The organism is Trichococcus pasteurii, assembly GCF_900112935.1.
GTDB lineage: Bacteria > Bacillota > Bacilli > Lactobacillales > Aerococcaceae > Trichococcus > Trichococcus pasteurii.
In genome coordinates this window covers 174,537-200,705 of the sequence record NZ_FONM01000001.1, presented here as the reverse complement: position 1 = coordinate 200,705, position 26,169 = coordinate 174,537, and the positions used below count along the sequence as shown (strand labels likewise).

The 26,169-nt window shown below is 47.4% G+C and carries 23 protein-coding genes and 1 pseudogene; 7 read left to right on the top strand and 17 right to left on the bottom strand.

The window, feature by feature from the left end; translation table 11 throughout:
• Positions 1-65: 65 nt before the first annotated feature.
• Complete coding sequence (gene ilvD / locus BM184_RS00945; RefSeq protein ID WP_086942163.1) at positions 66-1,763, bottom strand: dihydroxy-acid dehydratase; 1,698 nt, start codon at positions 1,761-1,763, stop codon at positions 66-68.
• Positions 1,764-2,077: 314 nt separating this feature from the next.
• Positions 2,078-2,725 (bottom strand): hypothetical protein, encoded by a 648-nt coding sequence (locus BM184_RS00940; protein ID WP_086942162.1) that lies wholly within the window; start codon positions 2,723-2,725, stop codon positions 2,078-2,080.
• A 266-nt stretch (positions 2,726-2,991) separates the two neighbouring features.
• Here BM184_RS00940 and BM184_RS00935 point away from each other — a divergent pair, with 266 nt between their 5' ends.
• On the top strand, positions 2,992-4,161 hold the full coding sequence (locus BM184_RS00935) for a pyridoxal phosphate-dependent aminotransferase (RefSeq protein ID WP_086942161.1): 1,170 nt from the start codon (positions 2,992-2,994) through the stop codon (positions 4,159-4,161).
• 76 nt (positions 4,162-4,237) lie between these two features.
• Here BM184_RS00935 and BM184_RS00930 read toward each other — a convergent pair whose 3' ends face one another.
• Positions 4,238-4,783, bottom strand: coding sequence for a CDP-alcohol phosphatidyltransferase family protein (locus tag BM184_RS00930; protein WP_086942160.1), 546 nt, complete (start codon positions 4,781-4,783; stop codon positions 4,238-4,240).
• 333 nt (positions 4,784-5,116) lie between these two features.
• Here BM184_RS00930 and BM184_RS00925 point away from each other — a divergent pair, with 333 nt between their 5' ends.
• Complete coding sequence (locus tag BM184_RS00925) at positions 5,117-6,292, top strand: IS110 family RNA-guided transposase (protein WP_086942159.1); 1,176 nt, start codon at positions 5,117-5,119, stop codon at positions 6,290-6,292.
• 123 nt (positions 6,293-6,415) lie between these two features.
• Here BM184_RS00925 and BM184_RS00920 read toward each other — a convergent pair whose 3' ends face one another.
• On the bottom strand, positions 6,416-7,165 hold the full coding sequence (locus tag BM184_RS00920) for a gamma-glutamyl-gamma-aminobutyrate hydrolase family protein (protein ID WP_086942158.1): 750 nt from the start codon (positions 7,163-7,165) through the stop codon (positions 6,416-6,418).
• A 613-nt stretch (positions 7,166-7,778) separates the two neighbouring features.
• Here BM184_RS00920 and argH point away from each other — a divergent pair.
• Positions 7,779-9,170 (top strand): argininosuccinate lyase, encoded by a 1,392-nt coding sequence (gene argH, locus BM184_RS00915; protein ID WP_086942157.1) that lies wholly within the window; start codon positions 7,779-7,781, stop codon positions 9,168-9,170.
• A 184-nt stretch (positions 9,171-9,354) separates the two neighbouring features.
• Here argH and pyk read toward each other — a convergent pair.
• Both pyk and BM184_RS00905 read right to left on the bottom strand, forming a co-directional pair.
• Positions 9,355-10,776 (bottom strand): annotated as a pseudogene (pyk, locus tag BM184_RS00910) (pyruvate kinase); the annotation flags it as partial.
• Between the two features lie 144 nt (positions 10,777-10,920).
• Positions 10,921-11,850 (bottom strand): DMT family transporter, encoded by a 930-nt coding sequence (locus BM184_RS00905; protein WP_177208491.1) that lies wholly within the window; start codon positions 11,848-11,850, stop codon positions 10,921-10,923.
• Positions 11,851-11,994: 144 nt separating this feature from the next.
• Here BM184_RS00905 and BM184_RS00900 point away from each other — a divergent pair, with 144 nt between their 5' ends.
• Positions 11,995-12,996, top strand: coding sequence for a nucleoid-associated protein (locus tag BM184_RS00900; RefSeq protein WP_086942154.1), 1,002 nt, complete (start codon positions 11,995-11,997; stop codon positions 12,994-12,996).
• Between the two features lie 47 nt (positions 12,997-13,043).
• Here BM184_RS00900 and BM184_RS00895 read toward each other — a convergent pair whose 3' ends face one another.
• From BM184_RS00895 to BM184_RS00845, 11 genes are all read right to left on the bottom strand, one after another.
• Positions 13,044-13,898 (bottom strand): ABC transporter permease, encoded by an 855-nt coding sequence (locus tag BM184_RS00895; protein WP_086942153.1) that lies wholly within the window; start codon positions 13,896-13,898, stop codon positions 13,044-13,046.
• The gene (locus tag BM184_RS00890; protein ID WP_086942152.1) at positions 13,895-14,809 is read right to left on the bottom strand and encodes an ABC transporter ATP-binding protein; all 915 of its coding nucleotides are present in this window, start codon (positions 14,807-14,809) and stop codon (positions 13,895-13,897) included. Before BM184_RS00890 ends, BM184_RS00895 begins: the two co-directional genes overlap by 4 nt.
• Before the next feature lie 512 nt (positions 14,810-15,321).
• Positions 15,322-15,585 (bottom strand): metal-sensitive transcriptional regulator, encoded by a 264-nt coding sequence (locus BM184_RS00885; protein ID WP_086942151.1) that lies wholly within the window; start codon positions 15,583-15,585, stop codon positions 15,322-15,324.
• Positions 15,582-15,878 (bottom strand): rhodanese-like domain-containing protein, encoded by a 297-nt coding sequence (locus BM184_RS00880; RefSeq protein WP_086942150.1) that lies wholly within the window; start codon positions 15,876-15,878, stop codon positions 15,582-15,584. Before BM184_RS00880 ends, BM184_RS00885 begins: the two co-directional genes overlap by 4 nt.
• 1 nt (position 15,879) lies before the next feature.
• A complete protein-coding gene (locus BM184_RS00875) occupies positions 15,880-17,532 on the bottom strand; it encodes an FAD-dependent oxidoreductase (protein WP_086942419.1) in 1,653 nt (550 codons plus the stop codon).
• Complete coding sequence (locus BM184_RS00870; RefSeq protein WP_086942149.1) at positions 17,532-17,846, bottom strand: rhodanese-like domain-containing protein; 315 nt, start codon at positions 17,844-17,846, stop codon at positions 17,532-17,534. Before BM184_RS00870 ends, BM184_RS00875 begins: the two co-directional genes overlap by 1 nt.
• A gap of 248 nt (positions 17,847-18,094) precedes the next feature.
• On the bottom strand, positions 18,095-19,276 hold the full coding sequence (locus BM184_RS00865) for an aminotransferase class I/II-fold pyridoxal phosphate-dependent enzyme (protein WP_086942148.1): 1,182 nt from the start codon (positions 19,274-19,276) through the stop codon (positions 18,095-18,097).
• The gene (locus tag BM184_RS00860) at positions 19,273-19,767 is read right to left on the bottom strand and encodes an Lrp/AsnC family transcriptional regulator (RefSeq protein WP_086942147.1); all 495 of its coding nucleotides are present in this window, start codon (positions 19,765-19,767) and stop codon (positions 19,273-19,275) included. The genes BM184_RS00865 and BM184_RS00860 overlap by 4 nt, the downstream gene beginning before the upstream one ends.
• Before the next feature lie 220 nt (positions 19,768-19,987).
• Positions 19,988-21,751, bottom strand: a complete 1,764-nt coding sequence (locus BM184_RS00855; protein WP_086942146.1) for a glycoside hydrolase family 3 protein — start codon at positions 21,749-21,751, stop codon at positions 19,988-19,990.
• 371 nt (positions 21,752-22,122) lie between these two features.
• A complete protein-coding gene (locus BM184_RS15235; RefSeq protein ID WP_119092510.1) occupies positions 22,123-22,359 on the bottom strand; it encodes a cytochrome b5 domain-containing protein in 237 nt (78 codons plus the stop codon).
• Between the two features lie 182 nt (positions 22,360-22,541).
• On the bottom strand, positions 22,542-23,876 hold the full coding sequence (locus BM184_RS00845; protein WP_086942145.1) for a ferredoxin reductase family protein: 1,335 nt from the start codon (positions 23,874-23,876) through the stop codon (positions 22,542-22,544).
• Between the two features lie 217 nt (positions 23,877-24,093).
• Between BM184_RS00845 and BM184_RS00840 the strand changes: the two genes are divergently transcribed.
• The 3 genes from BM184_RS00840 to lipA all read left to right on the top strand — a co-directional run bounded on the left by BM184_RS00840 (position 24,094) and on the right by lipA (position 26,162).
• On the top strand, positions 24,094-24,621 hold the full coding sequence (locus BM184_RS00840; protein WP_086942144.1) for an acyl-CoA thioesterase: 528 nt from the start codon (positions 24,094-24,096) through the stop codon (positions 24,619-24,621).
• Positions 24,622-25,046: 425 nt separating this feature from the next.
• Complete coding sequence (locus BM184_RS00835; protein WP_086942143.1) at positions 25,047-25,286, top strand: lipoyl domain-containing protein; 240 nt, start codon at positions 25,047-25,049, stop codon at positions 25,284-25,286.
• A 12-nt stretch (positions 25,287-25,298) separates the two neighbouring features.
• Positions 25,299-26,162, top strand: coding sequence for a lipoyl synthase (lipA, locus tag BM184_RS00830; RefSeq protein WP_086942142.1), 864 nt, complete (start codon positions 25,299-25,301; stop codon positions 26,160-26,162).
• Positions 26,163-26,169: the final 7 nt, after the last annotated feature.

Below are 26,169 nucleotides of genomic sequence, written 5' to 3'. Positions count from 1 at the left end.
GAATGGACTGAATTCCAAAACAAAAAAATCCACGCCGGCGTTACCGGCGTGGATTTTTTTTGGCTCTATTCAAATTCTGCAAAAAGTTCTTCCGGTGTCTTCAGCACGCCGCCGGTATTGGCTGAGGTAACCAAGGCAGCATAACGTGCCAACCAGCCTGTCTTCACTTTAGGCATGAAGCGTGTCTGTTTTTTCTTTCTTTCTTCCAGCACTTCATCAGCAACAGATACGTTGATCGTACGGTGCTCAAGATCGATGACGATTTCATCGCCGTCTTCGATCAAGCCGATTGGGCCGCCTGAAGCTGCTTCCGGAGAGATGTGTCCGATCGCGATACCGCGTGTGGCACCCGAGAATCGGCCGTCCGTGATCAGGGCAACATCGCGGCCTAAGCCGCGTCCCACGATGGAAGACGTTGGTGCCAACATTTCCGGCATTCCTGGTCCGCCTTTAGGGCCTTCATAACGGATGACGACGACATGTCCTTTTTTGACGGTACGGTTATCGATTGCTTCCACTGCCTCATCATGGCTGCTGAAGCAGATCGCTTTTCCGACAAATTTTTTGATGTCGGCATCCACGCCGCCTACTTTGATGACGCCGCCGAAAGGAGCGATATTCCCGTTCAGGATGGACAAACCACCGACCGGAGAATAGGCATTTTCGTATTTATGGATGACTTCTTCGTTCTTGATTTCGTGTCCTGCGACATTTTCACGGATCGTCTTGCTGGTGACCGTGATACGGTCCGGGTGCAGGTTGCCGTGTTTGATCAATTCATTCATGATCGCCGGAACGCCGCCGGCTTCATGCACATCATGCATGGAGAAAGCAGAAGATGGTGCGATTTTTGATAGGTATGGGGTTGTTTCCGCAATTTCATTGATGCGGTTCATGTCATAGTCGATTCCGGCTTCTTTCGCCAAAGCCAATGTATGCAACACTGTATTCGTCGAACCGCCCATCGCCATATCCAAGGCGAAGGCATCATCGATTGCGTCAGCAGTGATGATATCACGCGGCTTGATGTCTTTTTCGACCAAGTCCATCAGTTTGAAGGCTGCTTCGCGGATCAGTTCTCTTCTCTCGTCACTTACTGCCAAAGCAGTCCCGTTGTATGGCAATGACAATCCCAATACTTCCATCAAACAATTCATGGAGTTGGCGGTGAACATACCCGCACAAGAACCGCATGTTGGGCAAGCGTTGGCTTCCATATCGAAAAATTCTTCTTGGGTCATTTTGCCCTCTTTGAAAGTTCCGACCGCCTCAAACATGGATGACAATGTCAGAGCCTGTCCAGTAGCGGAAAGTCCAGCCTTCATCGGGCCGCCTGAGCAGAAAATGGCCGGAACATTGGTGCGGACAGCCGCCAGCAGCATACCCGGTGTAATTTTATCGCAGTTCGGGATATAGAAAACACCGTCGAACCAGTGTGCGTTGATGACCGTTTCAGCGGCATCAGCAATGATTTCCCGTGATGGCAATGAATAGCGCATCCCGATGTGTCCCATCGCGATCCCGTCATCGACACCGATAGTGTTGAATTCAAAAGGAATCCCGCCGGCTTCACGGATCGCTTCTTTGGCGATATCGCCTAATTCTCTCAAATGTACGTGACCAGGCACGATATCTGTATAGGAATTGCAGACAGCTATGAACGGTTTGTCCATGTCCCCTTCTTCCCTGATTTGTCCGGTTGCTCTCAGCAAGGAACGATGTGGCGCTTTATCTATTCCCTTTTTGATTTTATCACTACGCATTGCTGTCTCCCCTTTTTTTCCTTATATTTATAAAAAAGAAGCCCTCATGTGATATAGGGCTTCAGCTTACATCGAGCCCTGATTCACTAAGAATAGGACTCAACTAATTGAATAGTTTGAATCCTAGGGCATAATAATGACTAATAAAGTGTTAACAGCATGGCAAGCTGTTATACTATGTGCGTCCGTTCTTCTCATCATGCTGCAACTCCTTTCATTATCTTTCCTTAAATATTAAATCTAAATTAGAAATAAGTCAATGGTTTTATTCTTCTTTCATAGTCCCGTTCGCTTACCTAAATGAATCGCGTTGACTAAAGGACAGGGACAGGGGAGAAGTTTTCCGGAAAGCAGAGGTCAGCACTATCCGGATCAATAATCGATTCGATGACTCTCTCAGATTCATATGCCAAACCTTGCTCGACTCCACTCATGGACAACTCATTGAAATGAAAAAGTTTCCCTTCATACAAAGGCACAAACGGCAATGCTTCCAATATGTCTGTCGGCCTCATCAGTGTCACTGGCTTTTCGGCTTGCAGCACGTCCCCCTCCACCAATACAGTCGAAACAAAATGTGAACAAAAATAATAATTTTCCCTGTCCCACTCCTTATTGAACAGAGCAGGCAATAGCCCCAACAGGTTATAATGGTACTTTTCTTTTTCCTTCTCGAATGAAGAAACATAGCCCCTCATCACTGACGCCTGTTCCTCCGACACAGTCAACGCATACACCGCGCATTTTGCCTGGCTGTAGAAATCAGATGTCACATCTTCGTGTATGAACCCCCCAATAAAAGGGTTATTGGCTTTTTTGCGGCCAAAACTGAAGGTATCCGCCAACGCTGCATCAAATGCCAAGGATACGTGATTGTATTTTTTCCTCGTGAACAGTTTGATGGTCCGAGTCAACATAGACCCTGTATCCGTCAATAATAAATAAATCTTCTGATCTGACATCCTGATGCTCCTATATCATATGATTTCAAAATCGGACTTCCGCACCTATTGTTCAGGTTGCTGATAAGATAGGTCATCCCATCGCAGCGAATGCAAAGTCGTTCTGTTTTTCCCCATCCTTTCATTATACCAAAAACAGTCCGACAGCAGGCACTTTTCAGAAAATTATCTTTACTTTGCCTCATTCGCTCACATTAACGACACTAGGATAGTCGAAGGATATCTGATAAGATGGAAGAAAAGTCGATTAGAAGGAGCAAACAAATATGTACCATTGGTCTGAACTATCCAAAAACTATCCGGCATCCAGCATCCGAAAGATGGCGAAACTGGCTGCCCAATTCGATGACACCCTGATGCTGACGATGGGCGAACCGAATTTCGAAACGCCGGAAAGCATAAAAAAAGCTGGGCAGGATGCCATCGCCGCCAATCATACGCACTATGGCCCGAATGTCGGCGAGCACGCTTTTCAGCAAGCCGTAGCGAAAAAATATACGGACCAGACCGGCATCGCATTCGAGCCGAGTGAAGTCATGGCGACTTTCGGCGGAACGGAAGCCATCCTGCACGTGATGATGTCGATTCTGAATCCGGGTGACGAGGTGATCATCGCCGATCCGAGCTATCCGAATTATCTCGGCCAGATTATGCTTTTGGGCGCCAAAGTCGTACCGGTCCCCGTCTACGAAGAAAATTCATTCAAAATGCAAGCTACTGATATTGAGCAAGTCCTGACCGACAAAACGCGCTTGATCATTCTGAATACCCCGAACAATCCGATGGGGTCTATTCTCGATCAAAGCGATATGGAAGCCATCGTGGCCTTGGCCGATCGCCATCAGATCGCGATTCTTTCGGATGAAGTCTACGAAAGCCTTATTTACGATGGCAAGAAACATTTCAGCCTGTTCCAGATACTTGGCGCAAAAGAAAATCATTTCGTGGTGAACAGCTTGTCCAAAACCTATGCGATGACGGGTTGGCGGATCGGCTATGTCGTCGGCAACCATGAAGCCATCGATCGCATGGCCGAGTTCAGGGAAGGCGTCGGATTCTGCGTACCTCCATTCATCCAGGAAGCCGCAATCGCTGCTATCACCGGACCGCAGGATGATGTCCGTTATTTCTTGGAACAATATGACCGTCGCCGCCATATCATTGTCGATGGCCTGAACCAGATCCCCGGCTTCAAATGCCTGAGCACGGAAGGCGCCTTCTATGCCTTCCCGAACATCAAGGCATTCGGCAAGTCCTCCTATGATTTTGCGATGGAAATCTTGACTGAAACCCACGTAGCGCTCACGCCGGGCTCCGCTTTCGGGAAAATGGGCGAAGGCTACTTGAGGATTCCGTTCGCCGAATCGGAAGAAGTCCTTCAGGAAGCCGTGGATCGCATCAAAGCCTATATCATAAAGGCTTATCCGAATTTATAGGAAAAGCTGAACGGGTTTGTTCATCCCTAATTTATGAAAAAAAAAACGACGAGTCTCCTCGTCGTTTTTTTCATTGCTAGCTATCGATTTTGGCGGATTTGTTTTTTTTCCACGCTTGCCAGACATGATAGGCATACTGGGAGAACGTGATGACAGCCAATCCCCCGACGAATATCTGCAGATAGATCAGTCCCTGCAGTCGGAACAAGGAAAGCAGGATCGTGGCAAAAATCAGGACGGTCGTGGCCTTTCCGAATGCATTCGCCGGTACGATGATTTTCGGCTCTACATTCAGCAAAGCCACGCCCAGCAATATCTGCAGACCGTCTTTTATCAACACGATCAGGAAAAACCAGTTTTCGATATAACCGATGTCCATCAAGGTGTACAGAACTGAAATCTGCATCACTTTATCCGCAAACGGATCAGCCACCTGCCCAAATTTCGTGATGGCATCATATTTCCTGGCGATGTAGCCATCAATGATGTCGGTAAGGCTGGCGACCAGAAAGATGATCATCGCCCAACGGACCGGATGAGCCGTATCGGAATAGAAAACCATCAAATAAAAAGGGATCAAAAAAAGGCGTATCAGCGTCAGGATGTTCGGTACACGTTTCATAAATTTTGCCTCCCAGCTACCATTGGCGTTCTTCTTATATTTATTTTAATCTATAGCGCGTTCTTTAGCTATTTTTAGCAGAGTAGAACGCACAAAAAACTCCAAGTTCGCTTCGCGAACAAATCCATGACAGAAAATAAATGACCCCTTATAATTTAATTGAAGGTAACACAAATTCAATGGCTTAGCGGTGTTTTGCCGAACCCGTACAAAAAACTGAATGATTTCATCTTGCTGAGAAAAACCGAATATACCTATGAGTATGGAAACAAAATTACAGATCTATTTCGATGAAATCCGTTATCTTCTCATTTTTTTATAGGAGGGATTTCCATGGAAGTTATGGTTGAAACCTGTTGTGGAATCGATGTGCATCAAAAGTCCATTGTCTGTTGTATACTTGACGGCCCGTTAGATACAAACAAACCAAAAAAACAATATCGTACCTTTGGTACAACAACAAAGAAACTCCGAGAAGCATTGACATGGATTCAATCTCAGCATGTAACGCACGTTTTTTTCGAAAGCACTGGGCGATATTGGATTCCAATATTTAATATTTTCTATGACAGCGATCTGACGTTGATTCTGGCGAATCCGCAACATATTAAAAATCTTCCTGGCAGGAAAACGGATATGAATGATGCAGAATGGATCGCCCAACTTGGTAGATGTGGTCTGATTCAGCCATCCTACATTCCTTGCGAGGAAGTTCAACAATTGCGGCTTCTGACAAGACGCCGTAAATCCTATACCGAACGGATCACCCAATGTAAAAATGAAATTCATAATATTTTACAACGGGCCAACATTAAGCTAACGAGCTATCTTTCGGATATCTATGGTCTTACTGGAATGGCCTTATTGGAGATGTTCATTAACGGGGAAGTCATTACAGCAGAAACGGTTCTTCCCAAAATTCAGGGGAGACTCAAAGCTACTGTGGATCAGCTAGTTGAAGCGATGGACGGTAAACTGTCCATTGAGGATCGATTCCTACTGGGACAATCCTTGGAACATTACCATCATTTGATAAATCAAGTAGAGGAAATCACGGTTGTTATAAAGCAATATGTTTTAGAGAGATTTGAGCGAGAGTATAATCTCCTTATTGAAATTCCTGGAGTCAGTTCGATTGTTGCCTTCGTGATTTTGAGTGAAATTGGCCCAAATGTAGAGGCCTTCCAATCACAAGGCAACTTAGCATCGTGGGCTGGCGTATGCCCAGGATCTTACGAGAGTACCGGAATAAAAAAATCTTCTCATACAACACAAGGAAATAAATATTTAAAATCTGGCCTCTTCCAGGCCGGAGGCACTGCGGGAAGATCAAAAGATGAAGCCTTCCACAGTCTATACGCTCGTATATCTGGTAGAAGTTCGAAGATGAAGGCAATTATAGCTTGTGCTAATAAAATGATTAGAATAATCTATAAAATCTTGAGCACAGGCGAGCATTACGACACGAAAAAAGCTCTAGGACTGCGGCAACAGGCTAGAGCAAACTAAAAAAATTTTTTCCACTTAAATTATAGCATGGGAGTGCTTTTTTGCGCATTTTTCAGCTATTTATTTTCAAACAAAAAGTTCAGAAACCAAGCAATCGTATGGCTGCAGGTTTCTGAACGATTCTTAATAATGCATCACGTTGTCTTGATAATGGATGCCCGTCCCCGCCAGGAAGACGATCTCATCAAAGAAATATTGCATTTTCTGGGAAGATGCCAGCATAAATTCCGGATGCCACTGCACCGCAAAGATATTTTGGCTTCTTTCTTTTGCCTGGAAAGCTTCGATCAACCCGTCGGAGCTCCAAGCGATAGCCTCAAAAGGTTCCGCCAATTCCTTGACGCCTTGGTGATGGAAAGAGTTGACGAGATGCTTCTCCCCTAAAAAGGAACGCAAGAAATTATTCGGCGCAATCGAAATCGAATGGGAAGCATACTGGATGTTCGTTTTTTGGTCATGTTGGACATCATACTCTTCCAGCTGGCTGATATCCTGATGCAGGCTTCCGCCAAAAGCAACATTGATCAACTGCATCCCTCGGCATACCGCAAAAATCGGTTTGCACTGATTGTACGCCTCTCTGGCCAAAGCAATCTCGAAAGCGTCCCTCGCCGGATGCGTGACACCCAACCGGTGCGTCGGCTCCTCATCATAAAGAATCGGGGATACGTCCTGACCGCCCGCCAAAATCAATCCGTCCACGGCGTTGATGTAATGCTCTGCATCCATTGGATCGCTGATGGGAATCACAAGCGGAATCCCTCCTGCTACTTGTACACCATCGATAAACCCTTGCGGCGTGTATGTTTTTTCCATCTGATTGCCGAGTTCAGCAGTCAGATGGTTGCCTCCAATTCCTATAATCGGTTTCATCCAATATTCCTCCCGTCACATTATTCTCTAATGAAGTGCGGTCATGATCTGCAGACACTTCCCAAAAAGGCTGTTCAAATGAGCACACAATGCACAAGCTTATCTTTTCCGCAACACATGTGCATGTCCATAAAGCTGTCCATCATTCCCATCCCTCCGCGCCTTTTATTGCTATTCGATAAACTTTTTCATCAAATTCACATTTAAAAATAAATTAATGCTATTGTAACGTGCTCTCATCCCTCTGTCAATCACGAGTTGTGGCGTTTTTCAATGCAGCATCTCATTTTTATTCTGCTTTTATCATGATTATCCTTGATTTCCCTTGCTTTTTGGACGCTTTTGCTCTAGGATTCAATATAGAAAATAAAATTAAAAAAAAATGAGAACACGCGCGTTTGCATAATTTTTTGCGAATGAGTAGCATTAAGAATGAACAGATTATGCGCAATTGCAAAAAGTGATTGAACTCGCATTCGAAACAATTGTACAATTGACAGAAGCAAACGAAAAAAGCTGCAACACTTAAACGTACTAAAACACTATCAAAAAGAGCCAGGGATTGCAGCGTGGTCATCCACACCAAGACAAGCACCCTGCCAAGGAGGAAATTATGGCAATTTGGTCAAATAATTATCACGGTTCCATGAATGAAAAGGCATTTGAATTCAATTCATCCATCGATGCGGATGCCCGCTTGGTCTATGCGGATATCGCCGGTAGTATCGCTCACGCAAAAATGTTGGGAAAAACCAATATTATTCCCCGCGAAGAAGCGGAGGCCCTCGTCAATGAACTGGGTAAAATGAACGATGAATTACAGGATGGCGATCTCAACATTGATTTTTCGGAGGAAGATATCCACAGCTTCCTGGAAGCGGAACTGACGCGTCGCCTTGGTGCAATCGGCAAGAAGGTCCATACGGGACGAAGCCGTAATGATCAAGTAGCGACTGCTTTGAAGTTGTATTCTGTTTCTGCGTTGGAGCACCTTTCCAGCCTTGCTGCTAACGTTGCCCTCGCATTGAGCGAAAAAGCCGAACAGCATTTGGAAACGATCATGCCTGGCTATACCCATCTTCAACGTGCACAACCGATTACGTTTGCCCATCACTTGATGGCTTACACGGAGATGTTCCTGAGGGACAAGTCCCGTTTGGATGATGCCAAAGAACGGGTATTGCATTATTTGCCGCTGGGCAGTGCCGCACTTGCGACTACAACATTGCCGTTGGACCGCGCCTTCACTGCTGAAGCACTCGGGTTCAAGGATTTTTCCCGGAATAGCCTGGATGGTGTATCCGATCGCGACCATTCCTTGGAAATGCTGGCGGATATGTCGATCATCATGGTCCACATTTCCCGTCTGGCTGAAGAAGTCATCATCTGGTCATCGCAGGAGTTCGGTTTTGTGAAAATCCGGGATACGTTCTCTTCCGGCTCCAGCATCATGCCGCAGAAGAAAAATCCGGACATCGCGGAATTGTTGCGCGGAAAATCCGGCCGTGTCTTCGGCGATTTGATGGGCGTATTGACTTTGATGAAAGGTTTGCCGCTCGCATACAACAAAGACATGCAGGAAGAAAAAGAATTGCTGTTCGAAGCGATCGACACAGTGACATTCTGTCTGGAGATCCTGCCTGCGATGCTCAACGATATGGACGTGATTGAGGAAGCCATGCTGACGGCTTCACAAAAAGGCTATCTGAATGCCACCGACTGCGCCGATTACCTTGTCGAAAAAGGAATCCCTTTCCGTGACGCTTACCAGATCACCGGTAATATCCTGAAGGAGTGCGAGGAACAGAACCTGACGCTGGAAAACTTCCCGTTGGAGATGTACAAAAAACACTCGGTTGCTTTTGATGAAACCATCTACAAGAAGGTTGACCTGAAAGAATGCGTCATCCGCAGAAATGTAGCCGGTGGGCCGGCACCAGAACGCGTGAAAGAGCACATCGACGCAGTCAAAACGAAATTGGAAGACTACCGGATCATTTCCTAATCAATCATTAACAGAAAGAGGCAGCCTCGAAAATGAGGCTGCCTCTTTCTGTGGTTTGGCGGGCAATCTCGTGTTGCCCTTGGACATTTTACCCCTCCAAATAGGTTTTGGCAGGGAATTTCTTAGTATAAATCCAATCCCAATGCAAAAAACCGTTCTACTCAATGCGTTGCAATCAATCGGGTATCCGTTCGATCTTCATCAGATTGGTTGTGCCGCTTTCTTTTATCGGCGTCCCGGCAGTGATGACAATGGCGTCTCCAGGTTGCGCGAAGCCCTTTTCTTTCGCCAATGCGGTTACCTTGCTCAGCATATCATCGACATTTTCCGGTTCTTCGATGACAAAAGCCTGAACACCCCAGACAAGCGTCAGCCCTCGCTGAATCCTTTCGCTGTAGGTCGCAGCCAAAATATTCGCTTTCGGCCGGTATTTGGAAATCATGCGGGCCGTATGCCCGGAGCTGGTTGCCGCTACGATCGTCTTGATGTTCAGATTCATGACCGTGCGCGCGGCAGCTTGGCTGATGGCTTCGGTGACAGATGCCTTATCGAACAGAGACATGGTGGACAGGTTTCCGCCATTTGCCTCCAGGGCTTCTTCCGTCCGTTCCGCAATCCGCGCCATCATTGCGACGGTTTCGACGGGGTACTGGCCGACAGCCGATTCGCCCGAAAGCATGACTGCATCTGTTCCATCAAATATAGCATTCGCAACGTCGCTCGCTTCTGCCCTTGTCGGCCGTGGGTTCCATTGCATGGAGTCCAACATCTGAGTGGCGGTGATGACTTGTTTTCCGGCCAGATTGCATTTCCGGATCAGATCTTTCTGGACGATAGGCACATCGCCCCCGTTGATTTCCACCCCCAAGTCACCGCGCGCAACCATCAAGCCGCTGCACACCTTAAGTATCTCTTCGGCATTCTGAACGCCTTCCTGGTTTTCGATTTTGGCGATGATCTGCGTGTGCGTGGCATCCATTTCTTCAAGGATTTCGATAATTTCCAGGATATCACTGGCTCTGCGGACAAAGCTGGCGGCAATGAAATCCACTCCCTGCTGGACACCGAAACGGATATCCGCAGCATCCTTTTCCGTCAACCCAGGCATACTGAACTTGGCTTCCGGCACATTGATGCCCTTTGAATTTTTCAGGATGCCATCCACTTGGACTATGGCTATGATTTCTTTGGCTTCATAATTGATATCCGTAACCTCCAGAACCAACAGTCCGTCATCGATCAAAATATGCATGCCGATCGTCACATCATTGATCAGGTCAGGATAAGTGACAGAGAATTTTTCTTTTGTTCCCAGCACGGGTTCCATGCTGATGGTTACCGATTCCCCGGAAACCAATGTAACGGCATCATCCGTCATTTTGTTTGTCCGGATTTTCTGGCCTTGGATATCCATCATGATGCCTATATTTTTATTCGCCAACCGCGCAGCTTCCCTGACATTGTTCAGGCTGACCAGATGCGTTTCATGTTCGCCATGGGAAAAATTCAGCCGCGCCACATTCATGCCGCTGTTCATCATCCTCACCAACACATCGCCGGAATCGCTGGCTGGTCCGATTGTGCAGACTATCTTCGTTTTTTTCACTATTAGCCCCTCATTTCTGAACTGACCATCCTCATAAACTGACATTTACCTGTCTTCATTATAGAACAAATGCCCGCATTTAGAAATTAAGACGCTGTGGAATGCAAAAACGTGATGCTTTTCAGCATCACGTTTTTGCGGTGTTCAGATGTTCGGTTCGGTTTGGATAATATCGCTTGATTTCATTGGTTTTGGTTTCAGCGTCAACAAGAACACTGTCGACAGGATCAAGGCGATACCGACAAGATCCGTCCAGTGAAGACTGGTCCCCAGCCAAAACACGGAAAGGAAGGTTGCAGAAAGCGGTTCAGCCGATGAAAGCAAGCTTCCGACCGTTGCGCCGATGCGATGCACACCCTCCAGATAGAGACTGAAGGAAATGACCGTCCCCAAGAGGATGATGACCAGCAAGGCAGCAAATGCAGCGATGTCCCAAGTGCCGATGATCCGCCAAGGCTGGTACACGATCGAGAGCAGAACGCCACCTATCAGCATCCCCCATCCTAATGACAGCAGCGTCCCATAGTTTTTGATCAGACGGGCAGGCTGTAGATTGTAGATGACGACGGACACAGCCGACAAGAGCCCGTACATCAATGCCTCCTGTGATATGGCCAGACTGTCGAATCGGCCATGTGTGGCCAACAGAAAAATGCCGGCGACGGCAAAAATGATGGCTGTTACTTCAGTAGTCCGCGGCAATTTTCTGTTCTTGACGGAAAGATAAATCATGATCAGGACCGGGGCCAAAAATTGCAGAACCGTTGCCGTTCCCGCATTCGAATGGCTGATGGTCGCAAAATAGGTATATTGGCAAAAGGACAGGCCCAAAGCCGCGAACAGGAACATGTCCAATCGGTCCCGCTTGTATTTCCAGACCCGAAAAATGCCGTCCTTTTCCTTTTTGTAGCATAAAGCCAACAAGATCAAGCCGGCCATCAGCATCCTGACGGCGACCAGCCATCCGGAGGTCAACCCGCGATGCTGCAGCAGAAACTGCCCGCTGGTCCCCGAAATCCCCCACAACAAAGCCCCTACAACGGTAAACAGCACGCCGGATTTATATTGAGACATTTCATCCCTCCATTCCATTACATTTTTCAAATAACATCATTATATGCGATGGCCGGACAAATGGAAAGCTGATATTTTTGCTTTGTCCGAAGGGCGATTTTGTGGGATACTGATAAGCGTGAACGAAAACGGAGGTTGAAAAATTTGATACGCATTAAAGAAGCCATTTTACACATTTTGGACATCAACACGAATGAACCGATTTTTTCCTATGCCGGACTGGATACGTCAGAGCGCATGATGATCGAATACATCGAAGCGATGGTCGCAAAGGTCGAAGATTCCGACAGCATGAAGGACGGGATTTTGGAAGAGGACAATCCGATGACTGGCCTGTTCAAGAATTGCCAAAGCGATTTTGTCGAAGGCACGAAAGCCTTGTCGGAAAAATTCTTCAATGTGACCAAATTGAATCCCGAAATCCCGCCTGCGGATCTGCTGATCGCTCATTTTGAATTGGATGAAGTGCCGTGCCTTGGCGTGTTCAAGCTGAATTACTCAGACAGCTATACGCACTTTGTCTCCTACGAAGGGGACGTCCTGACCAACCAAATCATCTTGAACCGTGCCATCCTGCCTTCGCAAAGACAAGCCATCCAGGAAGGCCTCGTGGTGAATCTGGAGCAGATGGCATACCATGTCATCGAGAAAAAACACATGATTGCCGAGCTGGGCGAAAAGGTGAACTACTTCACGGAAATGTTCCTTGAAGACACGCCGAAACCGAGCCTGAAGGAGAATATCTCGATCATCAAGAAAGCTGTTCAAAAGACAAGCAAGGCCTTCAATGATGAAGAATTCCAGGTTTTGGCCGAAACGAAGGAAGCCATCGTCACGAGCATGCAGGAAGATAACCTCATCGATAACGAAAAGATCGCTGAAGCCTTATTCGGTGATAACTTCGCCAAGAAACAGAAATATTTCGAACAGGTCGAGGAACTGGGTTATGTCGATCGTGCCCCGGCGGAAGCGGCAGTCGCCGGGCCGAAATATTCCAAACAAAAATTCAGGCTCGATAACGGCATCGAAATCAGCATTCCTCTGGAGCTTTACAAAGATCCGGATGTTGTGGAATTCATCAATAATCCCGATGGCACAACATCCGTCATCATCAAAAACATCGAGAAGATCAAAAATCTTTTCTGATCACGAAAGAACCGATGGCACTCAATGCGAGGCCATCGGTTCTTTGCTTATTTCGCTTTTCTGGAGATGTTCAGGATGGACATGCCGTAGAGCAACAGCGCGGTGCCTATCAGGATCAGGATGCTGGTGAAGGGAGTCACTGCGGATTCCCCGAAGCGGATGGTATGGCCCATCATCAGTTTGAAGGCATCCAACACTTCAACCGGAGCCCCTTCGAACGAGATCCCTAAAGGTTCCTCCATCATCACTTGCCTCATCAGGGAAGCCGAATAGGTCATCGGAAACAGCTTGATGATCGTCTGCACACTATCCGAGAACTGTCCGATCGGCACATACACCCCGGCAAGGAAGCCGATGATGGTGCCGAGGATCGTGCTGGCTGTCGCGAAAGCGTTTTGACTTTGGAAGAAGGAGGTCAGGAAATAGACCATCGCACTGCTGGTCAACACCGTGAGAAGGATCAGTCCGAGCATCTTCAGCATGGCAAGCGGAGCCAACAGCTCTCCTCCGTTGAGGAAGATGTACGCTTCGGCCAGCACCAACGTTACGATACTCATGATGAAGCCCACCACCACGGAACTCAGGATATAGGCTGCCGCCAATCTGCTCGAACGGATCGGTGAAACCGTAAAGTCCTTCAATATTTTATTGGCCCGGTCATCGATCATGACAGCGAATGCCCCCATGGTCGTCGTGACTCCGGAAACCGAAATGACACCGGACATGATCCAGCTGTCCATGACGTACTGCGCTCCTATCGAGTCCCCCAAAGCGCTAGTCAAATTTTTACCCAAGAAAAAGACGTAGAGTCCGATGATGATCAGCACTGCCAACAGGGAAAAGAAGACATTCGCTTTGTCCCTGAAAAATATTTTGATGTTGCGCCCAACGATCGGTATCATTCCTGCACCTGCTTTCCTGTTATCGCAATGAAGGCATCATCCATTGAACCCGCCACCACTTCAAAATAAGTCAGGTAAGGTTTGCACTGCTCCAGAATGGGCAGTGCATCCAATGTTTTGCCTAATTTCACACGGAAAAGATCTTGCTGCACCTCATACTCCACCTGTTGGGCATCCAAAATGCGGCTCACCTCGGAAACTGCTTCGGTGCGCAGCTTCAATACGTCAGAGCTGTACCTTTCCCGCAGCGCATCCGGGGTCCCTTCCGCGATGATTTCCCCTTCATCGATGATGACAACATAATCTGCGCTGGCCGCCTCCTCCATGTAATGCGTCGTCAGAAAAATCGTCATCCCGTGCTCCGCTTGGAGTCTCCGGATCGTATCCCAAACATTCTTGCGGGTTTGGGGATCCAATCCGGTAGTCGGCTCATCCAAAAAGAGAATCTTTGGCGTGTTGATCAAGGCCCGCGCGATATCCGCCCGCCGCTTCTGACCACCGGACAACTTTCCGTACGGCCTGTCCAAAAATTCCGTCACCCCGGCAGCCTGAGTCGCTCTGAGGAATGCCGGTTCCCAATCAGATTTGGACAATCCGTAAAAACTCCCTCTGACCTCAAGATTTTCCTTAACGGTCAACAGTTTGTCCAACAAGTTCGTTTGGAAGACCACGCCTATATCAGAACGGATCGCAAAGTCATCCTTGCCCAAAGTATAACCGTTGATCCTGACTTCCCCGCTGTCCGCCTGCAGCAGTGTGCAGATGATATCGATCGTCGTTGACTTGCCGGCTCCGTTCGGCCCCAAAAATGCAAAAAGCTGGCCGGCATTCACATGGAAATCGATGTTCTTGACCGCCTGCACATCTCCGAAACGCTTTGATAAGCCTTTAACCTCAATGATTTTTCCCAACTGAAAAACACCCTCTCTGATAGCGAAGCACTGCCCTTACAGAATATAAAAACTTCTTCATATCCAGTGTATCAGAACGGGGAATGGAGACAAAATAATTGGGTGCCGGGGTACGGAGTTTATTGTTTTGCATGTGTGCTCCGGTTAACGTAGGCTTCGCCGGAGTTCGGCCAACATTCTGATTCCTTCCTCCGATGAGGGCAGCTTGGCCGGAAGTGAGGCTGAATGTTACCGGCGTCCTCCGGCGGGCGGATCCTCGCCGGAGCTGGCGACCGCTCAAAAAGTTGTTTCCTCCGGCCAACCGCAGTTAACCACATATTGATAGCAGGCAACAAAAAAAACAGAGGCCATCTCATTTCGAGACAGCCACTGCTTACATTTGTCACGCTCTATCAAACGCGTTCTGACTCGCAGACACCACTACCGTTTCGCAACCTGCTGTCGTCCACAAAAGAGGTGAACGGCAGCAGGTTGCTCCAACGTACGGGTGTCTAAACGCGATTCTTCTCGCTCTATCTGCTCTTAACCAACAGATTGATTGCTTGCTGCACACTTTCTTCTTTTGAGATGCCGTCCATTTCCTGGTCATTCACACAGGCGACCAGATTCTCCGCAACGATGATGCCCATTGCGCGGTCGATGCTGGATCGGACTGCGGACAATTGCGTCACAACGTCGGAACAGTTCTTTCCATCTTCCATCATGGCAAGTATGCCGCGCATTTGTCCTTCCGCACGCTTAATGCGGTTGATTATATTTTTGTTGTATTGGTTCACACAACTTCACCCCTCCAGGCCGAAATGCCTCCCATTACGTTGGTTACTTTGTAGCCTTTTGAAGCAAGATATTGGCAAGCTGCCATTGAGCGAGCCCCGCTCAGGCACATAACATAGTAATTTTCATCCTTATTCAGTTGATCCGCAGTGTCTTCCAACCCGCTTAAAGGCATAGAGATGGCACCTTCGACATGCGCATGCGCATATTCGTCCGCTTCACGTACGTCCACTAGTTTGACAGGAGTTTTTTTCCATAATTGTTCGAATTCCGGCATTGTAATTGATTGATACATTTTATTTTACCACCTTTTCTGGTCTGACGGTTGCATATAAGCTGAATGCACCATCTAAATTTTTGACTGTAAATCCATTTTGTTTCAATACACGTTCTGCTATGTAGCTGCGCAATCCGCTTTGGCAGCTGACGATGATCGGTGTTTCTTTCGATAATTCTCCAATGCGTGCACGCAAATCGTCGACAGGGATATTGATTGCACCCTTCAAGGCACCAAGTCTGGCAATTTCGCCCTCACCGCGGACGTCCAACAATTGATAGCCTGCTTCCTGCATCTTTTCCAATTCATACCATTGGATGGATTCAGAAATGCCTTCGATGATGTTTGTGGCTGCGTATCCGGCCATGTTGACTGGATCTTTCGCTGATCCGAACGGTGGTGCGTAAGTGAATTCCAATTCCGGCAAATCTTGGACCGTCAAATTCCCTTTGATTGCTGTAGCGATGATGTCGATGCGTTTGTCAACGCCATCCGCACCGATAGCTTGCGCTCCGTAAATTTCACCGGTTTTCGGATGGAAAATCAATTTCAGGACGATTGCGGATGCATTCGGATAGTATCCGGCATGGCTCTTTCCTTGGATATGCACGACTGCAAACTCTTTGCCTGACAGCTGTAATTGGCGCTCGTTCAGACCTGTGGAAGCGCCGGCCAAACCGAATACACGCACGATCGCGGTACCGATGCTGCCTTTATTTTTTCTGTTCAATCCGCTGATGACGTCAGCAACTTGGCGTCCTTGGCGGTTCGCTGGCGAAGCCAAAGCGATCATGGTGTCTTCACCAGTGATTTGTTGCTTCACGATGATTGCGTCACCGACTGCATAGATGTCTTTTTTGCTTGTTTCGTAGTTTTCATCCACCAGAATGCCGCCGCGCATGCCTGTTTCGATACCCGCAGAGATTGCCAGGCTGTTCTCAGGCTGGACGCCGACTGACATGATGGTCAAATCGCTATCCAATGTCACGCCATTTTCCAGGACGATCGTTTTGCCTTCATTTTGGAAAGCTGTGGCCGCAACTCCTGTATACAGCGTCACGCCATTCGCTTTCAATTCATCCGCCAAGTAGGCAGCCATTTCTTCATCGAATGGCGGCAAGACATGCGGTGCCTTTTCAACAATCGTCACAGCCAAGCCGCGGTGCGCTAAACTCTCAGCCATTTCAAGACCGATGAATCCCGCTCCGATGACAACCGCTTTTTTCGGTTTATGCTCAAGGATGAAACCTGTGACAGCATCCACATCCGGTACATTGCGCATCGTGAAGATATTTTTAGCTTCGGACAAACCTTCTGCTGGCGGCACGAATGGCTTCGCACCTGGGGATAAAATCACTTTATCGTAAGCCAGTTGGTAGTCGCCCTCTTTTGAACGGACAGTCACTTCTTTTTTATCAGGATCGATTGCGATCGCTTCGCTGAAAGGACGGACATCCAAGTCAAACCGCGCGCGCAGTTGCTCTGGGGTTTGGACCAAGAGATCACTGCGCTCTTGGATATCGCCTGAAACATAGTAAGGCAAGCCACAGTTCGCAAAGGAAACGAACGGTCCCTTTTCCAAAACGATGATTTCTGCATCTTCATTCAATCTTCTCAAACGTGTTGCAGCGGACATACCGCCTGCCACTCCACCGATAATAACAATTTTCATCATAGTTTTCCTCCTCTTGTAGGGCCTGACCATGCGGACATGCCACCTTTGACATTGACTACATCGTAGCCTTTGGATTTTAAGATAGTTGCTGCACGTTTGCTACGTGCACCTGATTGGCAGATCACATAAACTTTACCCTTAGGGGTATATGTTTCCGCTTTTCTCAAAGGAACATTTTTTGCTCCCGGTATATGTCCTCCGATGAATTCGTTGGGTTCGCGGACATCGATTATTTGTGGTTTCTCGGTTAATTTTGCTTCCAATTCCTGAGTGGATACGGAAGGCATACTGTTGAATAAATTAAATAGCATACTTGGCTCCTTTTTCGTAAGTAGTATCAATCGCTTATGGATTTATAATACCCCATAGGGTATATTTTGTAAACCATTTTTATCCAAAAAATAAAATATTTTCGAAAAGCTTGATACAAAGCCATTCTTCTTATACCGAAAAAATGAAACACACAAGCTTCCTTTCCGGCTTAAACGCTCCTTTACCGCTGACACAGAGAAAAAAGACCGCAAAAGTTGCGTAGGAACGCAATTCTGCAGTCTTTTCCTTATTGATTGCTTTTCTTCTCTGCACGTAGGCGTTCGATAAAGCTTTTTATGTGTTCGAAGGCCTCTTTCAGCTCTTCGATTGAATAAGCGTAGGAAATGCGGATAAAGCCCTCTCCGCTTTCGCCGAAGGCCGATCCTGGCACAACGGCCACTTTCTCCTCCTGGACCAAACGGGTAGCGAACTCTTCCGAAGTCAAGCCGAATTCGGTTATGTTCGGGAAGATATAGAAGGCGCCATAAGGCACAAAACATGGCAGTTCCAGATCTTTTAGGATTTTCATTAAATAACGGCGACGTTGATTGTAGCTTTCACGCATCTCGGCAACATTATCATCGCAATTCCGCAACGCAACGATGCCGGCGTATTGACTTGTCGTCGGTGCTGCCATAATTGCGAATTGATGGATTTTGATCATCTGTTCCATGATGATCGGCGGAGCGGTTGCATAGCCCAAACGCCACCCAGTCATCGCATACCCTTTCGAGAATCCATTGATGTACACAGTCCGTTCCTTCATTCCCGGTAAAGCGGCAATGCTGACATGATGTCCATTGTAGGAAAGTTCACTATAGATTTCATCGGTGATAACGAATAGGTCGTTGGCAATGACGACTTCAGCGATCGCTTCCAGATCCTCTTTGGTCATAACGGCCCCAGTCGGGTTGTTGGGATAGGAAAGAATCAGTACTTTTGTTTTCGGAGTGATTGCAGCTTCCAGTTCTTCTTTCGTCAAACGGAATTGGTTCTTCTCCTGTAACGGGATAGCAACCGGAACCCCATCAGCCAATACGATGCACGGAAGATAGGAAACGTAGCACGGCTCCGCATAGACGACCTCGTCGCCCGGATCCAACATCGCACGCAAAGCCAAATCGATGGCTTCGCTTCCGCCCACCGTAACGACGGTTTCATCCTCGGGGGAATAGTGCAGATCATAGCGGCGTTCCAGGTAGCGGCAAATTTCTTCGCGCAGTTCGGCCAACCCGGCATTTGCTGTATAGAAGGTGCGCCCTTTTTGGAGGGTATACATGCCTTCGTCACGCACAATCCAAGGAGTATCAAAGTCGGGTTCGCCTACCCCCAAAGAGATCACTCCGGGTATCTCATTCGCAATATCAAAAAATCTCCGGATGCCGGAAGGTTTGATTTCGCGCACCTTAGCATTTATCGGATTTCTCATGGAGTCAGCACCATCCGTTTGTCCTCATCCTCATCCACGAACAACGTGCCATGGTCTTTATAACGTTTCAATACGAAATGAGTAGTGGTTGATTGTACTTCATCGATGACAGAAAGACGTTTCGCAACAAACAGAGCGATCTCTTTCATCGGAGCTTTCTTCAGTTGCACCATAAAGTCAAACCCGCCGGACATCAAGAAAACGGTCTCCACTTCCGGAAATTGGTAGACTTTTTCTGCGATACGGTCGAAGCCGGACCCTCTTTGCGGATTTACGCGCAGCTCGATGATGGCAGAAACTTCGTCATCGCCGGTCTTGTCCCAATTGATCAAGGTATGGTAGCCACAGATGATTTTGTCCGCTTCCAGTTCTTTCACCGCAATCGCCACTTCTTCTGTGGCAACGCCCAACATGACCGCAACTTCTTCATCAGTCAGTTTGTTGTTCTTTTCAATAATTTTCAGAATCTTTTCCTTCAATTCGTTATACATCGTTTTGCCTCCTCTGGCTGTACGCATTCGGGCCATTTTCAGGCTCTATTATTCATTTTTTGATAAATGAAATTTCTTTCATTTTATCACCACTACCATGCACTTGCAAATAAGTTTTCGGGAAGGTTGGCTAGCGGGAGGGGGCATCAGTACTGGAAAAAAGCGCAAAAAAACTCCACAGGCTCGCGGAGTGCGGACTTGTGAAGTTTTTTCTTATTGATTAATAACGCGTGTCCAGGAATCCGCAGAATGCATCTACTGGAGAGACACCAGTGAATTCGGAACGGCCTACCATTTTGTTGACTAGGGCTTGCAAGGTGAAATCTTTTGAGTCGTACGTGTTGATGTATGTTTGCACTTGCGGCACGTCAGCCAAGTGGTTCGGTGCTTGTACAGATACAAAGATTGTCGGGATTTCATGGACATAGAAAGGAATGTCCGGTGTTCCTTTTGAAGCTGGCCATTGGATGCGTTGATCTGTGTTCGGTTGCACCGAAGCTACGTTGATGATCAAGTCGTAGGCTGCAATCAATTCTTTGATCGGACGTTTTTGAGCATACACGTTCGCAACGGCAGCGGCTCTTTCTTCTTCCGGCAATTTGTTGATCCGTTCTTCTGTGGATTCCCAGATGGAAACTTCAAAGCCTTCAGCTTCCAGGATTCCTTTCAATGTATCGACAGGGCGAACCGCTTCGCCGCCGATCATTGCGCCGAAGCCGCCTTTATGGCCTTCAACATTGACCAACAGGACACGTTTTGTCTTTTCTGGTGAAATCGGGAAGATGTTTTGGTTGTTTTTGACCAAAGTGATCGCTTTGTCGGCAACTTCAACTGCGATTGCTTTATTTTCAGGCAAACCGATTTTAGCCATTGCTTCTTCTTTGGATGGCAAGATTTCTGTTTTCGCTTTTTTGTGTAGGCCTAAAGCAGCTTTTGTACCCAAGATACGTGTCAAAGCTTCTTCTAAACGATCGTCCGTGATGACGCCGTTGTTGTAGCCATCCAACATCCATTGGAAATCTTCGTCCGGATCGTTGAAGAACAAGAACAAGTCAGAACCTGCTGCGATAGCTGTCGGCAGCATATCTTGGCGTTTCATAGCAGAAGTCATCGCAACCATGTGGCTGGCATCGGTAACAACCAGGCCGTTGAAGCCCATTTTGTCGCGCAATAAGTCAGTCAGGATGTATTTGTTCAAAGTAGCCGGCAAGATTTGTTCTTGAACAGTTGCTTCAGGGTTGAAGTGTTTCACGTATTCAGGCAAGGAGATATGACCTGCCATGATGGAAGGTAAGCCGGCATCGAACAAGGTGCCGTACACTTTTCCGAAAGTAGCATCCCATTCTTCAGTAGAATATGGGTTTACGCTGAATGATAAATGTTGGTCGCGTTCGTCGATTCCGTCCCCAGGGAAGTGTTTTGCAGCTGGTGCAATGCCGCTTTCTTGGATACCCTTCATGTATGCCAACGACAATGCGATCGTTTTGTCCACATCGCCACTCCATGTACGTGTTGCGATGATCGGGTTGCGCCAGTTGCGGTTGATGTCCACAATTGGAGCGAAACTCCAGTTGCAGCCGATAGCAGCAGCTTCAACACCGGAAACGCGGCCCATTTCATATGCGTACTTCGTGTCGTTTGTGGCAGCGATTTTCACTTCAACGCCGATATAGGTGCCGTCTTTACAAGCTCCGTTACCGCCTGCTTCCGTGTTTGCTGCGATCAATAAAGGAATTTTGCTGTTTTCCTGCAGAATTTTGTTTTGCTCATATACTTCTTCTGCCATGCCAGGATTGTAGCGGACTCCCCCGATATGATAGTTATTTAATACGCCAGTCAAATATTCCTCTGTACGTTCTGATCCCATATTTATGAACAGTTGTCCGATTTTCTCTTCGACAGACATGCCTGCAATCGTATCTTTGACCCACTTGATTCCCTCGGCATCCAAGTTATAAGGTTTAGTAGTTAAATCGACTCTCATGATTTGTCCCCTCTCAAAATAGTTCTGGAACAGATCGGTACTGCAGCGCGTTGGCGTCAGCACCGTCTTTCCTACAAGAACAAGTATAGGCATTTTATCCAAAAAAATGAAGGCACTTACACCCCGTTTTCAAAAGGTTCGGATTCTGTTCAAAATTGAACTGTTGGCCTGCAGCGCGTAACGGCTAGCCCTATTACTTTTTGGAAACCGCTCTATGAAGCCATTTCATTTGATAAAAAAACACTTTAGAAGACCCCCGACGCACAAAAAAGAAGCCATGCAGGATTGTCACTTTTTTGTCAAAGTACCTTCCAATCGAAAAACGGAGCTCTCCCAAGGAAGGCTCCATTTTCTGTTTTATTCTCATAAAATCATTCGACAAGCTCGCCGACTATCGGCAGACCTTCAAGGACCTTTAGGCCGTGGGGCGACTGGTTGGTGATTTCCTCCGTCAGTTCATTGCCTGCAGTCAATCCCAATTTATGGTCTCCGTTTTTCCAAGCTTCCACATTTGTGACATCGTAGACGACCCCATCGACGGCTACATATGCCGGCTGACCATCCTTGCCGTTGTATTGGCTGAGTTCTTCGAGCGTGAAGGTCCGCATTTCTGTGGCGGAACTGTCCGTTGCGCCCTCTTCAGATGAACTGCTGACCGATACGACTTCGGAACTCGTTGTTGCGCTGTCTTCAACAGTGGCAGGCGCACATGCGACCAACAGCAGGCCAGTCAGTCCTACTTGCAGCATCATGCTCAATTTTCTTCTGGGCATTGTCGGTTCCTCCTTCATCATAAACCAAATGTTTCATAATGGATGCGGTCTTTGGGAACACCTTTTTTAAGCAAAACTGCTTCGACGGCATTCATGAATGGTGGCGGACCGCACAACAAGTACTCGGCAGCCTCAAATCGGATTTCATTGTCCTGGAGAATCGTATCGATTTTCCCTTCATCGAGAAAGCCGCTCTCATTGGCAAAGAAAGGCACCAAACGGAAATCCGGGAGCCTGTCCTTCAAAGATTGGAGTTTATCGGTAAAGCCATATTCATCCTGATTTTTCAGGCTCCAGATCAATACTGTTCTGTTCGGAAATCGCAGGCGCGCGCTGTTTTCCAGTATCCCCAGCATCGGCGTGATCCCGATTCCTCCCGCAAACATGACCATACTCACTGTTTTATCGTGCATGCCTTCCTGGACATGCCACATTCCGCCGTAAGGGCCTTCCAGCGACGCTTTGACGCCCGGCTGCAGCGTTTGGAACCTGTGGGTGTAATCACCGGAATCCTTGATGGCCAATGCGGCTTCATCCCGATCCTGCGGGGCACTGATCAGCGAGAAAGGATGCTCTTCCGATGAATATTGCGCGTCATACAGGCGCAGAAAGACAAACTGCCCGGCTTGGTAAGGGAATAGTTCGCCGTTGTCAGGTTTCAGATGAACTTCCAGAACATTGCCCTTTTCCGGTCTTGTGGCGGTGACAGTGAACAGGTTTTTCTTGAGTCTGGCGGGTTTGAGGAATTTATGGTTGATGTACAGGCCAAATGCCAAAGCGAAATAGCCTCCGAGGATGGCGGCGGCAAGGTAGTCTCCCTGCACGATCACGGTCATGGTCAAGACATGGATAGCCAAAAAAGTGGCGGCGACAATGTTGAAATTATGGACGAATTTCATTTTCTCGTAGTTGGCGACCGGATATTTTTTGAGGGTTGTTTTGGCCGTTTTGACGATTTTTTTTCGTCCGAACCAGTTGGTCATGATGAGAGCTGAAAGGACAGCGATGGTCAAAAAAAAGATGATGGCCAGGTCCCCGAAGATGGTCGAATAGCGGTATACCCAGCCCCAGAGAAGCGTCACCCATAATTTATGCGTGACTCCGATCGACAAAGCGACGACGGCCATGATGGCATGAAATCGATTCAGCTTGTCCAAGCTGAAGTAGCGTTCGATAAACCTCGGACGGGATGCGATGATGACTCCCGTCAAAAGCCATGTATAGGACACGATCCCCAAAAAAGGCGGTCCTGCGAAAAGGAAGCTTCTGTTCCTGAGCGCGACTGCAGCGATAAGCACAGGGAGAAGGATATAAGCGGCAACAATCAGCAGGCGCATCAGTTTTCTGTTCATTGGCGAGCCCTCTTTTCTTCTGCTGGTTTCGGCGGACAGATGCAAGGAGCGTTCCTTTCTGCAGGGAATGCATCTCTTGTGTCCATTTTATAACGTTATGCAAACGGATACAAACCAGAAACCTCGACCGACAAAATGCAAAAGCAACCGGAATACACTTCTGAAGCCGAAAGCTATGATACAATGAAAAAAACAACCAAAAATAAGGAATGATGATATGGACCATACAAAAAAACAACTGACATGCAACCAGACGCGAAACGTACGCACTGCTTTCGTGTCCTACAGCGAATTGAACGATAAAGATACCCTGTTCGGCGGCGAAATCATGTCGCACTTCGATTCAGCCTGCGGCAGAGCCGTGTTCAACTTCGTCAAGCGCCCTTCCTTCACCGCGACTGTCGATTTGGTCGCCTTCATCCAACCCGTCTGGAAAAATGAGGCCATCTATGTGGAGGCTTACGTTTCCGGCTGCGGAAACACTTCCGTGGAAGCCTTCGCCAAGCTGACCGCCACGGATGTACGCACAGGCGAAAGCCGCATCTGCGCCTACGCTTTCCTGACATTCGTCATCACCGACAGCTCGGATCCGGACTTTGTTATGCCGCTGATCCGGCCTGAGTCGGAGGAAGAAAAGATGATTTGTTCAGGATACGAGGAACGCAGGATCAACAATCTGGTCAAACGCAACCAGAACAGCCGGCTGCTTGCCGGCCTTTCCACCAAACAGATTTGGGATCGCTGAACTGTTCCACGGCTGGGCGTTATCTACAGCAAGATCCTGCCCCTCGATAAACACCTTATTTTTCTGTATTATTTTACCGGAATTCAAACCGTTTTCATAGCAGTGGACATCAAATGCATCCTTACTGAATGAAATTCCGGCGCAAGCATCCCGGCATGCTTTTTGCTGGTGATCCAAAGTACGAATAAAATGAGCACCTCCCGTCTTCCTCATTAATATAATGGTGAAGACGGGAGGTATTTAGCATATTTGCCATTCTTCATCAACCCCTCTTGAATAAAGCTGAGGGAACCGTTAAAATGATAAAGTGATTAAAATATTTCATATTCCTAACCCGGATGCAATGATTTCAAACGAAACGAAAACTGTACCATTCTAAAACTATCACTGTGTATGCTCAACAAAAAAACGAAGGAGGGAAGCTCATGAAACAAACGGTAACGATGCCGAAAATCAATCCGAAAAACGATGAAGTCATTTTTGGAATCTGGACGAAAAACATCGGAGATTCAATCGCAGCTGGTGAAGTATTATTCGAGGTTGAAACGGATAAGGTCGTCAGCGAAGTCGAGAGTAACTTTAACGGCGTGCTAGTAGAAACCTTGGTCAAGGAAAATGATACCGTCCAAACCGGTGAAGCTATCGCAATTATCGACATACTCTAACCTTCAGGAGGAATGATTTTGGAAACAAAACCACAATGGTTCAAAGTGCGCTATAACCCAGAAGCCGTTGAAAAAGTAACACAATTAATGGACGAACTCGAATTGAATACCGTGTGCAATGAAGCCAGCTGTCCAAACATGGGCGAATGCTACAGCAGCGGTACAGCAACCTTTATGATTTTGGGGCGCATTTGTACGCGGAGTTGTCGTTTTTGCGATGTTACCCATGGCAGGCCAGGCCCTGTCAATGAAAAAGAGCCTCAACAACTAGCTCAAGCAGTCAAAAAAATGGGTTTGGAATATGTTGTGATCACAAGCGTCGACCGCGATGATTTACCGGATTACGGAGCTGGCCACTTTGCTGAAGTCATCGAAGAAGTACGCAAACAGAATCCACACACAATGATCGAAGTACTGACACCCGACTTCCAAGGAGACCAGTTGGCGATCGATAAAGTCATTGCGGCAAAACCAGATGTATTTAACCATAATATGGAAAGCGTGCGCCGCATTTCACCGAAAATTCGTCACCGCGCCACTTATGATTGTTCTCTGGACGTACTGGAATATGTCAAAAAACAAGATCCCAGCATTTTGACGAAAACGGGCATTATGCTTGGCTTAGGCGAAACAGCCGACGAAATCAATGAATTGATGGATGATTTACGTGCAGTCGATGTGGACTTTTTGACAATCGGCCAATACTCACAACCTTCAGCGAAGCACTATCCATTGCATGAATATGTACCCGCGGAAACTTTTGCTGAATACCAACGGACAGGCATGGCGAAAAAATTCAAATATGTAGCCAGTTCACCGCTTGTGCGAAGCTCCTACCGTGCCCGTGCCGCTGTCGAATCCGTTCATACCCAATAAGGAGGAA

What these genes read in the sequence shown, in the direction of transcription:
- ilvD (WP_086942163.1), bottom strand. Translation starts at nt 1,763, where the DNA reads ATGCGTAGTGATAAAATCAAAAAGGGAATAGATAAAGCGCCACATCGT.
- BM184_RS00940 (WP_086942162.1), bottom strand. Translation starts at nt 2,725, where the DNA reads ATGTCAGATCAGAAGATTTATTTATTATTGACGGATACAGGGTCTATG.
- BM184_RS00935 (WP_086942161.1), top strand. Translation starts at nt 2,992, where the DNA reads ATGTACCATTGGTCTGAACTATCCAAAAACTATCCGGCATCCAGCATC.
- BM184_RS00930 (WP_086942160.1), bottom strand. Translation starts at nt 4,783, where the DNA reads ATGAAACGTGTACCGAACATCCTGACGCTGATACGCCTTTTTTTGATC.
- BM184_RS00925 (WP_086942159.1), top strand. Translation starts at nt 5,117, where the DNA reads ATGGAAGTTATGGTTGAAACCTGTTGTGGAATCGATGTGCATCAAAAG.
- BM184_RS00920 (WP_086942158.1), bottom strand. Translation starts at nt 7,165, where the DNA reads ATGAAACCGATTATAGGAATTGGAGGCAACCATCTGACTGCTGAACTC.
- argH (WP_086942157.1), top strand. Translation starts at nt 7,779, where the DNA reads ATGGCAATTTGGTCAAATAATTATCACGGTTCCATGAATGAAAAGGCA.
- BM184_RS00905 (WP_177208491.1), bottom strand. Translation starts at nt 11,850, where the DNA reads ATGTCTCAATATAAATCCGGCGTGCTGTTTACCGTTGTAGGGGCTTTG.
- BM184_RS00895 (WP_086942153.1), bottom strand. Translation starts at nt 13,898, where the DNA reads ATGATACCGATCGTTGGGCGCAACATCAAAATATTTTTCAGGGACAAA.
- BM184_RS00880 (WP_086942150.1), bottom strand. Translation starts at nt 15,878, where the DNA reads ATGTATCAATCAATTACAATGCCGGAATTCGAACAATTATGGAAAAAA.
- BM184_RS00875 (WP_086942419.1), bottom strand. Translation starts at nt 17,532, where the DNA reads ATGAAAATTGTTATTATCGGTGGAGTGGCAGGCGGTATGTCCGCTGCA.
- BM184_RS00870 (WP_086942149.1), bottom strand. Translation starts at nt 17,846, where the DNA reads ATGCTATTTAATTTATTCAACAGTATGCCTTCCGTATCCACTCAGGAA.
- BM184_RS00865 (WP_086942148.1), bottom strand. Translation starts at nt 19,276, where the DNA reads ATGAGAAATCCGATAAATGCTAAGGTGCGCGAAATCAAACCTTCCGGC.
- BM184_RS00860 (WP_086942147.1), bottom strand. Translation starts at nt 19,767, where the DNA reads ATGTATAACGAATTGAAGGAAAAGATTCTGAAAATTATTGAAAAGAAC.
- BM184_RS00855 (WP_086942146.1), bottom strand. Translation starts at nt 21,751, where the DNA reads ATGAGAGTCGATTTAACTACTAAACCTTATAACTTGGATGCCGAGGGA.
- BM184_RS15235 (WP_119092510.1), bottom strand. Translation starts at nt 22,359, where the DNA reads ATGCGGACCTTCACGCTCGAAGAACTCAGCCAATACAACGGCAAGGAT.
- BM184_RS00845 (WP_086942145.1), bottom strand. Translation starts at nt 23,876, where the DNA reads ATGAACAGAAAACTGATGCGCCTGCTGATTGTTGCCGCTTATATCCTT.
- BM184_RS00840 (WP_086942144.1), top strand. Translation starts at nt 24,094, where the DNA reads ATGGACCATACAAAAAAACAACTGACATGCAACCAGACGCGAAACGTA.
- BM184_RS00835 (WP_086942143.1), top strand. Translation starts at nt 25,047, where the DNA reads ATGAAACAAACGGTAACGATGCCGAAAATCAATCCGAAAAACGATGAA.
- lipA (WP_086942142.1), top strand. Translation starts at nt 25,299, where the DNA reads ATGATTTTGGAAACAAAACCACAATGGTTCAAAGTGCGCTATAACCCA.